The sequence below is a fragment of the Variovorax ureilyticus genome, from assembly GCF_037889935.1.
Classification (GTDB): domain Bacteria; phylum Pseudomonadota; class Gammaproteobacteria; order Burkholderiales; family Burkholderiaceae_C; genus Variovorax; species Variovorax ureilyticus.
This window is the reverse complement of the sequence record NZ_JBBKZU010000010.1, coordinates 278,890-290,641: the sequence shown is the minus strand read 5'-3', so window position 1 is coordinate 290,641 and position 11,752 is coordinate 278,890. Positions and strand designations below refer to the sequence as shown.

11 protein-coding genes are annotated in these 11,752 nt (G+C 68.4%); all 11 read left to right on the top strand.

The window, feature by feature from the left end; all coding sequences use genetic code 11:
- Positions 1–114 precede the first annotated feature (114 nt).
- From arcA to WKW77_RS22940, 11 genes are read left to right on the top strand one after another with little or no spacing between them, the layout of a single operon-like run.
- Positions 115–1,386, top strand: a complete 1,272-nt coding sequence (arcA, locus tag WKW77_RS22990; RefSeq protein ID WP_340359190.1) for an arginine deiminase — start codon at positions 115–117, stop codon at positions 1,384–1,386.
- A 36-nt stretch (positions 1,387–1,422) separates the two neighbouring features.
- The gene (locus WKW77_RS22985; RefSeq protein ID WP_340359189.1) at positions 1,423–2,535 is read left to right on the top strand and encodes an efflux RND transporter periplasmic adaptor subunit; all 1,113 of its coding nucleotides are present in this window, start codon (positions 1,423–1,425) and stop codon (positions 2,533–2,535) included.
- On the top strand, positions 2,532–5,612 hold the full coding sequence (locus tag WKW77_RS22980) for an efflux RND transporter permease subunit (RefSeq protein ID WP_340359188.1): 3,081 nt from the start codon (positions 2,532–2,534) through the stop codon (positions 5,610–5,612). The genes WKW77_RS22985 and WKW77_RS22980 overlap by 4 nt, the downstream gene beginning before the upstream one ends.
- 18 nt (positions 5,613–5,630) lie before the next feature.
- Complete coding sequence (locus WKW77_RS22975) at positions 5,631–6,188, top strand: hypothetical protein (protein WP_340359187.1); 558 nt, start codon at positions 5,631–5,633, stop codon at positions 6,186–6,188.
- Positions 6,185–6,697, top strand: coding sequence for a Na+/H+ antiporter subunit E (locus tag WKW77_RS22970; protein WP_340359186.1), 513 nt, complete (start codon positions 6,185–6,187; stop codon positions 6,695–6,697). Before WKW77_RS22975 ends, WKW77_RS22970 begins: the two co-directional genes overlap by 4 nt.
- Positions 6,690–6,980 (top strand): monovalent cation/H+ antiporter complex subunit F, encoded by a 291-nt coding sequence (locus WKW77_RS22965; RefSeq protein WP_340359185.1) that lies wholly within the window; start codon positions 6,690–6,692, stop codon positions 6,978–6,980. Before WKW77_RS22970 ends, WKW77_RS22965 begins: the two co-directional genes overlap by 8 nt.
- On the top strand, positions 6,980–7,309 hold the full coding sequence (locus tag WKW77_RS22960) for a cation:proton antiporter (protein ID WP_340359207.1): 330 nt from the start codon (positions 6,980–6,982) through the stop codon (positions 7,307–7,309). Before WKW77_RS22965 ends, WKW77_RS22960 begins: the two co-directional genes overlap by 1 nt.
- Positions 7,306–8,247, top strand: coding sequence for a hydrogenase subunit MbhD domain-containing protein (locus WKW77_RS22955; RefSeq protein WP_340359184.1), 942 nt, complete (start codon positions 7,306–7,308; stop codon positions 8,245–8,247). The genes WKW77_RS22960 and WKW77_RS22955 overlap by 4 nt, the downstream gene beginning before the upstream one ends.
- Entirely contained in the window at positions 8,244–8,570 is a 327-nt protein-coding gene (locus WKW77_RS22950; protein WP_340359183.1) for an NADH-quinone oxidoreductase subunit K, read from the top strand. The genes WKW77_RS22955 and WKW77_RS22950 overlap by 4 nt, the downstream gene beginning before the upstream one ends.
- Positions 8,571–10,100 (top strand): complex I subunit 5 family protein, encoded by a 1,530-nt coding sequence (locus WKW77_RS22945; RefSeq protein WP_340359182.1) that lies wholly within the window; start codon positions 8,571–8,573, stop codon positions 10,098–10,100.
- Positions 10,097–11,749, top strand: coding sequence for a proton-conducting transporter transmembrane domain-containing protein (locus WKW77_RS22940; RefSeq protein WP_340359181.1), 1,653 nt, complete (start codon positions 10,097–10,099; stop codon positions 11,747–11,749). Before WKW77_RS22945 ends, WKW77_RS22940 begins: the two co-directional genes overlap by 4 nt.
- The last annotated feature ends 3 nt before the right edge of the window (positions 11,750–11,752 follow it).

Genomic DNA, 11,752 nt, shown 5'->3' with positions numbered 1-11,752 from the left:
GCCGGTGTTCTCGCCGATCGACTGGCTCATCCTCATCCTCATCGTCATCGGCGCGGTCGTGGGCCTCTACGGCCTCGCCACGGGCGTCATCACCATCTGAACAGGAGACTCACCATGACCAAGGCAAGTGCGGCAGGCAAGACCAGGACCAGCGAGTTAGGCGTTCACTCCGAAGTCGGGCAACTGCGAAAGGTCATGGTGTGTGCGCCCGGGCGCGCGCATCAGCGACTGACTCCGAGCAATTGCGACGAGCTGCTCTTCGATGACGTGCTGTGGGTGGAGAACGCCAAGCGCGATCACTTCGACTTCATCACCAAGATGCGCGACCGCGGCGTCGAAGTGCTGGAGATGCACAACCTGCTGGCCGAGACGGTGGCGGTGCCCGAGGGCAAGAAGTGGATCCTCGACAACCAGGTGGTGCCGAACCAGGTGGGCCTGGGCTTCATCGACGAGCTGCGCAGCTACCTCGAAGGCCTCAGCCATCGCGACCTGGCCGAGACGCTGATCGGCGGTCTCTCCACCCATGACTTCCCCGAAGCCCATGGCGGCGAGGCGCTCAAGGTCGCCAAGGAAGCCGCCGGCGGCACCGAGTACCTGCTGCCACCGCTGCCCAACACGCTTTACACGCGCGACACCACCTGCTGGATCTATGGCGGCGTCACGCTGAACCCGCTCTACTGGCCCGCGCGGCACGAGGAGACCATCCTCACCACCTCGATCTACAAGTTCCATCCCGACTTCGCGGGCAAGGTCAACGTGTGGTGGGGCGATCCCACGCAGGACCACGGCCTCGCCACGCTGGAGGGCGGCGACGTGATGCCGATCGGCAAAGGCGTCGTGCTCATCGGCATGAGCGAGCGCACCTCGCGCCAGGCGATCAGTCAGCTGGCCGCCACGCTGTTCAAGAAGGGCGCGGCGAAGCGCGTGATCGTGGCGGCCATGCCCAAGATCCGTGCGGCGATGCACCTGGACACGGTCTTCACCTTCGCCGACCGCGACTGCGTGCTGCTCGCGCCGGACTTCATGAACAAGACCACCACCTTCTCGTACTACCCGAGCGAGCACCCCAGCGGGGTCGAGCTGCGCAACGAGAAGAAGCCCTTCGTCGACGTGGTGACCGAGGCGCTGGGCCTCAAGAAGATGCGCGTCGTGGAAGCCGGCGGCAGCGACTACCAGCGCGAGCGCACCCAGTGGGACAGCGGCGCGAACCTGGTGTGCGCATCGCCGGGCGTGGTTTATGCGTATGACCGCAACACCTACACCAACACGTTGCTGCGCAAGCAGGGGATCGAGGTGATCACCATCGTCGGCGCCGAACTCGGCCGCGGCCGCGGCGGTGGTCACTGCATGACCTGCCCGATCGTTCGCGACCCCGTGGACTACTGAGTCGTCAACCCAACCAACGAGAGAGGACGAGTGCCCGTGCCTGAAGAACTTGTCAGCCAGCATTCCGGGTATCTGCACAGGGCCACGGTGCTCGTTGCGCTTGCCGCAGTCGTTTCGCTGTCGGCCTGCAGGCGCGCGGAAGAAGCGCCGGCCGCCGAGGTCCGGCCCGTGCGCGTGATGAAGATCGAGACGCGCGCGATCGGCGACACGGTCACGTTGACCGGCAATGTGCAGGCGCAGACCGAGGTCAACCAGTCGTTCCGCATCGACGGCCGGTTGATCGAGCGCAAGGTCGAGATCGGCGATCGCGTGAAGCAGGGCCAGTTGCTGGCCCGGCTCGATCCGCTCAACGAAGAGACGGCGCTGCAATCGGCGCGTGCCCAACTCGCTGCCGCGCAGGCGCAGAACGTCGAGGCCCGTACCAACCATACGCGCCTGCGCGATCTGCTGGCCGAGAACGCGGTGTCGCGCGCTTCCTTCGACCAGGCCGACTCGCTGCTGAAGGTCACGCAGTCGCAGGTCGAGACCGCGCAGTCGCAGGTCACGCTGGCGCAGAACCGGGTGAACTACACGCGGCTCTATGCGGACGTGAACGGCGTGGTGACCGCGCGAGGACCGGAGGCCGGCGAAGTGGTGCAGGCCGGCCGCATGGTGGTGCAGGTAGCGCGCGAAGGCGCGCGCGACGCGGTTTTCGACGTGCCGGCGCAGATCAAGAACAGCGCGCCCGCCGATGCCGACATCACGATCGCGCTCACCGAGGATCCGAAGATCACCGCGAGGGGCAAGGTGCGAGAGGTGTCGCCGCGCGCCGATCCCATAACCGGTACCTTCAACGTCCGTGTGCGGCTCATCGACGCGCCGGCGGCGATGCGTCTGGGCACCACCGTGACGGGGCGCATGAAGCTCGATAGCACGCCCGCGATCGACATTCCCGCCGCGGCGCTCAATCGGTCCGGCAACAGCACCTCGGTGTGGGTGGTCGATGCGAAGACCGGTCTCGTCGCGGCGCGCCCGATCGAAGTGCGCGCCTTCGACGCCGCGCGCGTCCAGGTCACGTCCGGCCTGTCGCCTGGTGATCTCGTCGTGACGGCCGGCGTGCAGGCGCTGCGCCCCGGACAGAAGGTCCGCATCCTCGAGGCCGCGCAGTGATCGGGCCGAACCTGTCGGAATGGGCGCTCTCCAAGCGCTCGCTGGTGCTGTTCCTGATGATCATCGCGGTGGTCGCGGGCACGCTGTCGTTCCTGCGCCTCGGGCGTGCGGAAGATCCGGCCTTCACGTTCCGGACCATGGTCGTCGCCGCGGGCTGGCCTGGCGCGACCGTCGATGAAACACTGCAGCAGGTCACCGAGCGCCTGGAGCGCACGCTGCAGGAGACGCGTCATCTCGACCGCGTGCGCAGCTACACCGTCGCGGGACAGACCACGATCTTCGTCGACCTCAAGCAGTCCACGCCACCCGCCGAGATCCCGGACATCTGGTACCAGGTGCGCAAGAACATCGGCGACATCCGCCAGACGCTGCCGCAGGGCGTGGTCGGCCCGTTCTTCAACGACGACTTCGGCGACACCTTCGGCATCATCTATGCCTTCACCGCCGACGGGTTCAACTTCCGCGAGCTGCGCGACTACGTCGAGGCCGCGCGCTCGCGGCTGCTCCAGGTGCCGGACGTCTCGAAGATCGAGGTGCTCGGCGCGCAGGACGAACAGATCTTCATCGAGTTCAACACCGAGCGCCTCGCCGGCCTGCGGCTGGACTACCCGAGCATCGTCAGCGCGCTGCAGGCGCAGAACGTGATCCGCCCCGCAGGCACGATCCAGACCGACCAGGAGCGCGTGTTCATGCGCGTCAGCGGCTCCTTCGATTCCGAACGCGACATCGAGGCGCTCACGCTGGTACTGGGCAACCGGATCGTCCGGCTCGGCGACTTCGCCACGGTGCGGCGCGGGTTCATCGATCCGCCGCAGCCGATGTTCCGCGTCAACGGCAAGCCGGCCATCGGCCTGGCGATCGCGATGCGGGAGGCGGGCGACATCCTCGCGCTCGGCGCCAACATCAAGAAGGAGATGGCCGACTTCACCGCGAACCTGCCGCACGGCATCGAGCCGACCCTGGTGGCCGACCAGGCGGTGACGGTGGATGTGGCGATCAACGACTTCATGTCGTCGCTGTGGCAGGCGATCATCATCATCCTGGTGTGCAGCTTCGTGAGCCTGGGCGTGCGGCCCGGGATGGTGGTGGCACTGTCGATCCCGCTCACGCTGGCGATCGTGTTCGCGCTGATGGACATACTGCACATCGACCTGCACCGCATCTCGCTCGGCGCGCTGATCATCGCGCTCACGCTGCTGGTGGACGATGCGATGACCACGGTCGACGCCATGATCAACCGCCTCGCGGCCGGCGACACCAAGGACCAGGCGGCAACCTTCGCCTACAAGACGCTCGCGGCGCCGATGCTGATCGGCACGTTCGTCACCATCTCCAGCTTCGTGCCGATCGGCTTCGCACGCAGCTCGGCGGGCGAATACACCTTCTCGATCTTCAGCGTGGTCGCGCTGGCGCTGCTGGTGTCGTGGCTCGGGGCGGTGATCTTCTCACCGCTGGTGGGCAAGGCGATCCTGAAGGCACCGAAGGCGGACGCGCCGGCCGCCAAGCCGAGCAAGGTCACGGCGGTCTACGGTCGCTTCCTCGAAGGCGCGATCCGCGCGAAGTGGGTGACCTTCGCGGTGACGATCGCGGCCTTCGTCGCGACGATCTTCCTGGTGCGCTTCGTGCCGCAGCAGTTCTTCCCGGCGTCCGACCGGCCCGAACTCACGGTCGACATGACGCTGCGCCAGAACGCGTCGATCCACGCGACCGAGGCCCAGGCCCAGCGGCTGGAGCAGATCCTCAAGAGCGATCCCGACGTCGATCACTTCAGCACTTACGTCGGGCGCGGCGCGATCCGCTTCATCCTGACGCTGAACGTGCAGCTCGCGAATCCTTTCTTCACGCAGTTCGTCATCGTCGCGAAGGACGTCGACGCACGTGAGCGGCTGCAGCTCAAGCTCGAGAAGGTGCTCGCGGAACAGTTCCCCGACGTGGTCGCGCGCGTGTCGCCGCTCGAACTCGGCCCGCCGGTCGGGTGGCCGCTGCAGTACCGCGTGAGCGGTCCCGACGCGAACCAGGTGCGCAAGTATTCGCTGGACCTGGCGGGCGTGCTCGGTTCGGACGCGCGCGTGCGGCATGTCAATTTCGACTGGATGGAGCCGGCGCGGCAGGTCAAGATCCGCATCAACCAGGAAGAGGCGCGGCAGCTCGGCGTGAGCTCGGCCGCGCTGGCGGGCATCCTCAACTCTGCGATCACCGGGACGGTGGTCACGCAGGTGCGCGACGACATCTACCTCGTGAACGTCGTCGCCCGCGCCACCGACCAGCAGCGGGCCTCGTTCCAGAGCCTGAGTTCGCTGCAGGTGCCGACGCCCACCGGCCGCATGGTGCCCCTCGGCCAGTTCGCGACCTTCAACGAGGATCAGGAGCTGCCGCTGATCTGGCGCCGCAACCGGGTGCCGACCCTGACGGTGCGCGCGGACGTGACACACGGCGTGATGCCCGACGCCGTGGTCGTGGCGCTGGCCGATCAGATCAAGGAATTCAACGCCAAGCTGCCGAAGGGTTACAAGGTCGAGACGGGTGGCCTGTTCGAGGAAAGCGCGGCGTCGAGCGACTCGGTGTTCGCCGTGGTGCCGCTGATGATCGTGCTCATGCTGCTGTGCGTGATGGTGCTGCTCGTGAGCTTCAGGCGGCTGGCGATGGTGGTGGTGATCCTGCCGCTGGGCTTGATCGGCGTGGTGCTCTCGCTGCTGATCTTCAACCGGCCGCTGGGCTTCGTCGCGATCCTCGGCATCCTGGCCCTGATCGGGATGATCGCGAAGAACGCGGTGATCCTCGTGGTGCAGATCGAGACCTACCGCGGCGAGGGCCACAGCGTGTTCGACGCGGTGATGATGTCCGGCACCTCGCGCCTGCGGCCGATGATGCTGACCTCGATCTCCACCGTGCTGGGCCTGATCCCGATCGCGCCCACCGTGTTCTGGGGTTCGATGGCCTTCGCGATCATGGGCGGCCTGCTGGTGGCGACGCTGCTGACGCTGGTGCTGCTGCCCACGATGTACGTCGCGGTGTTCGGCAAGGAAGACCAGCTTCCTCCCGAAGGGCGCGGGCGGCCGGCGATCGACGCCGCCTGAGCGGATGGAGGCATCGCCTTGACCACGCACGAGGTTCTCGAACTGCACGTCGCGGAATTGCGGCAGCTCTTCAATTCGATGGACCCGGCGCCGTTCCGCGAGCGCGACCTCGACCCCGAGGCCGAGGCCTACATCGTGGACTGGGCGCGAGAGATCAAGGGCTCGCGTCCCCTGGCACTGCGCGTGCACGTCGACAACGGCGCCGCACGAACCGAGGACGCGGCCCTGCTGCGCGAGGCGGTCGACCAGTACTTCCGCCAGCGCGAGAAGGCGACCCGGCGCCGCCTTGCGCAACTGTTCCGCGTCGGACGCATCAGCCTGCTCATCGGGCTAGTGTTCCTGGGCGCCGCGCTGGCGGTCAGCGAGGCGGCGGGTGTGCTGTTCCACAAGGAGCGCTACGCGAAGCTCGTGCAGGAAAGCCTCGTGATCGGCGGCTGGGTGGCGCTGTGGCGGCCGATGGAGATCTTCCTGTACGACTGGTGGCCGATCCGCGGCGAAGTGCGGCTCTACGAGCGCCTCGGCAGCATCGACGTAAGCCTCTTGCCCCGGATGGCGGAAGGGGGCGCCGTCCCATGAAAGCGCCAGCCCCCACCGTCGCCCGCACCGTCCTCAGCCGGGCCGTGCTGTTCTTCGGTCTCTGGCTGGTGCTGCTGCCAAGCCTCAAGCCGGCCGATCTCGCGGTCGGGCTGGTCGCGACCGTGGCCGCGACCTGGACCAGCGCGCACCTGATGCCGCCCGAAGTGGGCCATGTGCGGCTGCTGGCGCTGCTGGCCTTCGTGCCGCACTTCGTCTGGCAGTCGGTGATGGCCGGCGTGGACGTGGCGCGCCGCGCGATGTCGCCGCGCATGCGGCTCAAGCCCGGCTTCGTCACCTGCCCGGTCAGCCTGCCGCCGGGCCTCGCGCGCAACGACTTCGTCTCGATCATGAGCCTCATGCCGGGTTCGGTGCCGGTGGACGAGACGGTGGACTCGGTGATCTTTCACTGCCTGGATACCGACCAGCCGCTGGCGGAGCAGATGGCGAAGGAAGAGCGGCTGCTCACGAATGCGCTGGTCGTGGTGACGGAGGAGGGCACCCATGGATGACTTCCTGCTCGGTGCCTGTGCCTTCGTCCTCCTGATGGTCGCGGTCAGTCTCGTCGCGGTGCTGCGCGGTCCGGGCAGCGTGGAGCGCATGATGGCGGCGATGCTCTTCGGAACGGGCGGCATCGCGAGCCTGCTGCTGCTGGGCACGCTGCACGGCATGGAGATCGTCATCAACGTGGTGCTGACCCTCGCGGTGCTGGCGCCCTTCGCGACCATCGCGTTCGTGCGGGCCGGCTCGGCGCTGGTGCGCGACGAGGCCGATGCCGACGGAGGTCCGACGTGATGCGCACGATGGCGGACATCTTCACCATCGTGGCCGTCTGCGCGGGCGCGTTCTTCTTTGTCGCGGGTACGGTAGGGCTGCTGCGATTTCCGGATTCGTACACGCGGCTGCACGCGCTGACCAAGGCCGACAACCTCGGGCTCGGCCTGATCGTGCTCGGACTTCTGCCGCAGGTCGGCAGCGTGAGCCTCGGGCTCAAGTTGATCGCGATCTGGTTCATCGTGCTGCTCGCTTCCGCCACCGCCTCGCAGATGATCGCGCGCGCGATCCGCGAGAGCGAGCCAAAGGGCAATGCGGCCACTTCACGACCGGAGGAGGCCCGGCGATGAGCCTGCTGCTGAACGCCTCGCTCGTGCTGCTGTTCATCGGGCTCGCGGGTTGGACCGTCTTTGCGCGCGACACCTTCGCATCGGTTGCGGGGTTCATTCCATACGGTCTGCTGTTGACCGCGGTGTGGTTGCGGCTGGCCGCCGTGGACGTGGCGATCACCGAGGCCGCAATCGGCGCCGGGCTGACCGGTGCGCTGCTGGTGGGTGCGGCCGCGCGCCTGCGCGCCACGGAAGCGCGAATGAATCTCGCGCGGCCCGGCGCTGCGACGCGCATGCTCGCGGCCATTGCTTCCATCGTGATCGCGGGCCTCGTCGCCGCGTGCGTGCTGCTGCTGCCCGAGGCCACGCCGACGCTGGCCCCGGCCGTGATGGAGAACATCCACACCACCGGCGTCGGCAATCCGATCACCGCGGTGCTGCTGTCGTTCCGCGCGATGGACACGTTGCTCGAAGCGATCGTGCTGGCCTTCGGGCTGCTGGGCGTCTGGTCGCTCGCGCCCGATCGCGCCTGGGGCGGCCGTCCGAGCCTGCAGCCGATCGCCGAGCCCAACAGCATCCTCGCGCACTTCGCGCGCATGCTGCCGCCGATCGGCATCGTGATCGGCATCTACATCCTCTGGTACGGCGCGGACGATCCCGGCGGCAAGTTCCAGGGCGCCACGGTCCTCGCGGCGATGTGGCTGCTCGCGATGATGGGGGGACTCGCCGACGTGCCGCGGGTCGGGCGCATCGCGCTTCGCTTCTGGCTGGTCGCCGGGCCCCTGGTGTTCATCGCCGTCGGCTTCGGGGGGGCAGTCATGGCGGATGCGTTTCTCGGCTATCCGGAAGGCCGCGCCAAGCCGTGGATCGTCGCGGTCGAGTTCGCGCTGATGCCTTCGCTCGCGCTCACGCTCGGCCTGCTGCTCGCGGGCGCCCCGCACCGGGCCTTGCAGAAATGATCGAAGCGACCACGTTGTTCGGGCTCTGCGCGGCGGTGCTGATCGGGCTCGGCCTCTATGGCTTCATCGTCAACCCGCAGCCGCTGCGCAAGATCCTCGCCTTCAACCTGATCGGCAACGGCGTGTTCCTCGTGTGCGCAGTCATCGCGCGGCGCGGCGCCGCAGAGGGGCTGGGCGGCGATCCGGTGCCGCAGGCCTTGCTGATCACCGCGATCGTGGTGGCTTTCGCCGCGTCGGCGCTGGCGGTGGCCCTGCTGCTGCGGCTGTACGAAGAAACGGGCGACGCTGCATTGACGACCGAATCGTCCGCGGGAGATCACTAGGTGCCGGTGGCCAATGCGATGAACGCGACCACGCCCGGCGGTCTGCTGCTGGTGCTGTCCGTGCTGCTGCCCTTCGTCGGGACGATGCTGGGCTTCGTGCTCGGCGGCAGAAACGCGCAGCGTGTCGCGCTGGTCACCTTGCTGGTCGGCCTCTGCGTCGCGCTCGGCATCGCCGATGCGGTCGTAGGTTCCGGCCAGCCCGTGGTGTACCTGCTGGGCGGCTGGGTGCCGCCCCTCGGCGTGGCGCTGCGCGCGGATGGCCTGTCGGTGGTGATGATCATCGCGATCGCGGTGGTGATCGGTGTCATCGGCATCTATGCCTGCGGCGATTTCGGCACGCCCGAGGGCGTGAAGGAAGCGCGTGCGCCCTACACCTTCTGGCTGCTGCTGCTCGCGGTGTGGGGCGCGCTCAACCTGGTGTTCGTGAGCGGCGACGTGTTCACGCTCTATGTCGCGCTCGAACTGCTCACTTTCGCAGGCGTGCCGCTGGTGAGCCTCGACGGGCGCGGCGAGACCCTGCAGGCGGCGCTGCGCTACCTGCTGTTCGCCCTGCTCGGGTCGATGTTCTACCTGCTCGGCGTCTTCCTGCTGTATGGCGCTTACGGAACGCTCGACATCTCGCTGCTCGCCCAGGGCATCCGCGCCGAGCCGATCACCTGGACCGCCGCGGTGCTGATGACGGTCGGCCTGCTGGCAAAGACCGCGCTCTTCCCGCTGCACCTGTGGCTGCCGCCCGCGCACGCCGGCGCACCCGCCGCCGCGAGCGCGGTGCTGTCGGCGCTGGTCATCAAGGGCGGGTGGTTCCTGGTCGTTCGGCTATGGCTCGATGTGTTCGCCGATGTCGTCACCCTGCCTTCGGCGCAGGTGCTCGCGGCGTTGGGTGCAACGGCGATCCTGGTCGGCAACGTGGTGGCGCTGCGCCAGGTGCGGCTGAAGCTCCTGATCGCCTATTCGACGGTGGCGCAGATCGGCTACCTCTTCCTCATGTTCCCGCTGATCGCGGGCCTGGAGGCCGCGCAGATCGACAGCGCCACTGCGATCAACGGCGGGATGCTGCAGGCCATTTCCCACGCCACCGCGAAGGCCGCGATGTTCATGGCCGCGGGGCTGATCTATTCGACGCTCGGGCACGACCGCGTGGCCGATCTTCGCGGCGCTGCGCGTGCGCTGCCGATGACGATGGTCGCCTTCGCGCTCGGCGGCGCCTCGCTGATCGGCCTGCCGCCTTCGGGCGGCTTTCTCGCGAAGTGGCTGCTGCTGTCGTCCGCGATCGCGAGCGCGCAGTGGTGGTGGGCGCTCGTGATGCTCGTCGGCGGCCTGCTCACGAGCGCCTACGTGTTCATCGTGGTGGTGCGCGCGATGGAGCCGGCCGAAGCCGGCTGGACGCCGAAGAAGGCGGTGCCGCGCTACCAGCAGGTGGCGGTGCTGGTGCTGGCGCTGTGCTCGTTCCTGCTGGGCACTGCAGCGCTGTGCCCGATCGATGTGGCGATGATCGGCCGGCCGCTGCTGGTGTGGGTGGAGGGACCATGATCACGGCGACCGCCTTGCTCGCGATCCTGCTCGGCGTGGGCGTGATGGTGCCGCTCGCGCTCGGATTGCCGCTGCTGCTGCTCGTCGCCTGCGCCTCGAAGCGGCTGCGCCGCGCCATGCCGCGCCTCTTCGTGATCGCGCCGGTGCCTGCCTTGCTCGCTGCGCTGTTCGACGCCGACGCGGGCAGCTTCGAGCTGGGCAACGACCTGTTCTCGCTCAGCTTCTCGCTCGACGTGCCGGGCGCGATGCTGCTGGGCGCGGCCGCGCTCCTGTGGATCCTGTCGGGCGTGTATGCGGAGCGCTTCCTGCGCGACCGGCCCGAGCCGGACGGCTTCATCGTCTGCTGGCTGATGGCGCTCACCGGCTGCGTCGGCGTGTTCCTCGCGGCCGACCTGATCGGCTTCTATTTCCTGCTCGCGGTGCTGAGCGTCGGCGCGAGCGGCCTCGTGCTGCAGGGGCAGGGGCCGGACGCGATGCGTGCGGGCGCGCTCTACCTCGCGCTCGCGCTGCTGGCCGAGGCCTTCCTGCTCGCGGGCCTGATCCTGATGGCGAACGCAACGCCCGACGGCAGCCTGCTGATCCGCGATGCCGCGGCGGCACTGCCCGAATCGCCCACGCGCGATCTCACCGTGACCTTGCTGCTTATCGGGCTGGGCATGAAGGCGGGTCTCGTGCCGCTGCATTTCTGGATGCCGCTGGCCTACAGTGCCGCGCCGATCCCTGCGGCGGCCGTGATGAGCGGCGCGGTGGTCAAGGCAAGCGTGATCGCGCTGTTGCGTTTCCTGCCGCTCGATGTCGCGATGCCGGGCTTCGGCCATGCGCTCGCGGTGGTCGGTCTCTTCGGCGCGCTCTACGGCGTGGTGATCGGCATCACGCAGCGCAATCCGAAGACGGTGCTCGCGTACTCGAGCGTGAGCCAGATGGGCTTCGTGGTGGCGGTGATCGGGATGGGGCTCGCGGCGGGCGATGGCACGACCCCGATGGCTGCCGGGTTCTACGCGACGCATCACCTGCTCGTGAAGGGCTCGCTCTTCCTCGCGGTGGGCGTGGTCGCGCTCACCGGCCGGCGGCACCTGTGGCCGATGCTCGTCCCGGCCGCGATCATCGCGCTCGGGCTCGGCGGGTTGCCGCTAACCGGCGGCTCGCTCGCCAAGTACGCGGCCAAGGACCTGCTCGGCAGCGGGCTCGCAGGCACGGTGGCCATGGTGTCGTCGATCGCCTCGACGCTGCTGATGATCCAATTCACCCGCCGCCTCGGCGAGAACACCGCGAGCGATGCCAGGGCGCGCGCACCCGGCCCGCTCGTTTTCGCCTGGATCGCGATGGCGCTGGCATCGCTGGTCATCCCGTGGCTGCTCTACGTGGACTTCCCGCTCGAAGCGCTGCCGAAGGCGCTCGCGCCGGCCGCGCTGTGGGATGCGCTCTGGCCGGTGCTGGTCGGCGCGGTGCTGGCCTTGCTGCTCGATCGCTTCCGAAGCCTGCCGCGCGTTCCCGCCGGCGATGTCGGCATCGCACTGGGCGGGCTCAAGGGCATGGCGCTGGCGGCGGGTGCGGCGCTCGAACACGCCGACTCCTTCCTGCGGCGCTGGGCGGTGGCCTGCGTCGTGATGCTCGTGGTCACGCTGCTCTTCGTCTGGGCCCTTCTCTGAGTC

Bases quoted from the DNA above. Each gene is read 5' to 3' on its own strand.
- WKW77_RS22950 (WP_340359183.1), top strand. From the start codon at position 8,244: ATGATCGAAGCGACCACGTTGTTCGGGCTCTGCGCGGCGGTGCTGATC.
- WKW77_RS22955 (WP_340359184.1), top strand. From the start codon at position 7,306: ATGAGCCTGCTGCTGAACGCCTCGCTCGTGCTGCTGTTCATCGGGCTC.
- WKW77_RS22970 (WP_340359186.1), top strand. From the start codon at position 6,185: ATGAAAGCGCCAGCCCCCACCGTCGCCCGCACCGTCCTCAGCCGGGCC.
- WKW77_RS22960 (WP_340359207.1), top strand. From the start codon at position 6,980: ATGCGCACGATGGCGGACATCTTCACCATCGTGGCCGTCTGCGCGGGC.
- WKW77_RS22940 (WP_340359181.1), top strand. From the start codon at position 10,097: ATGATCACGGCGACCGCCTTGCTCGCGATCCTGCTCGGCGTGGGCGTG.
- WKW77_RS22965 (WP_340359185.1), top strand. From the start codon at position 6,690: ATGGATGACTTCCTGCTCGGTGCCTGTGCCTTCGTCCTCCTGATGGTC.
- arcA (WP_340359190.1), top strand. From the start codon at position 115: ATGACCAAGGCAAGTGCGGCAGGCAAGACCAGGACCAGCGAGTTAGGC.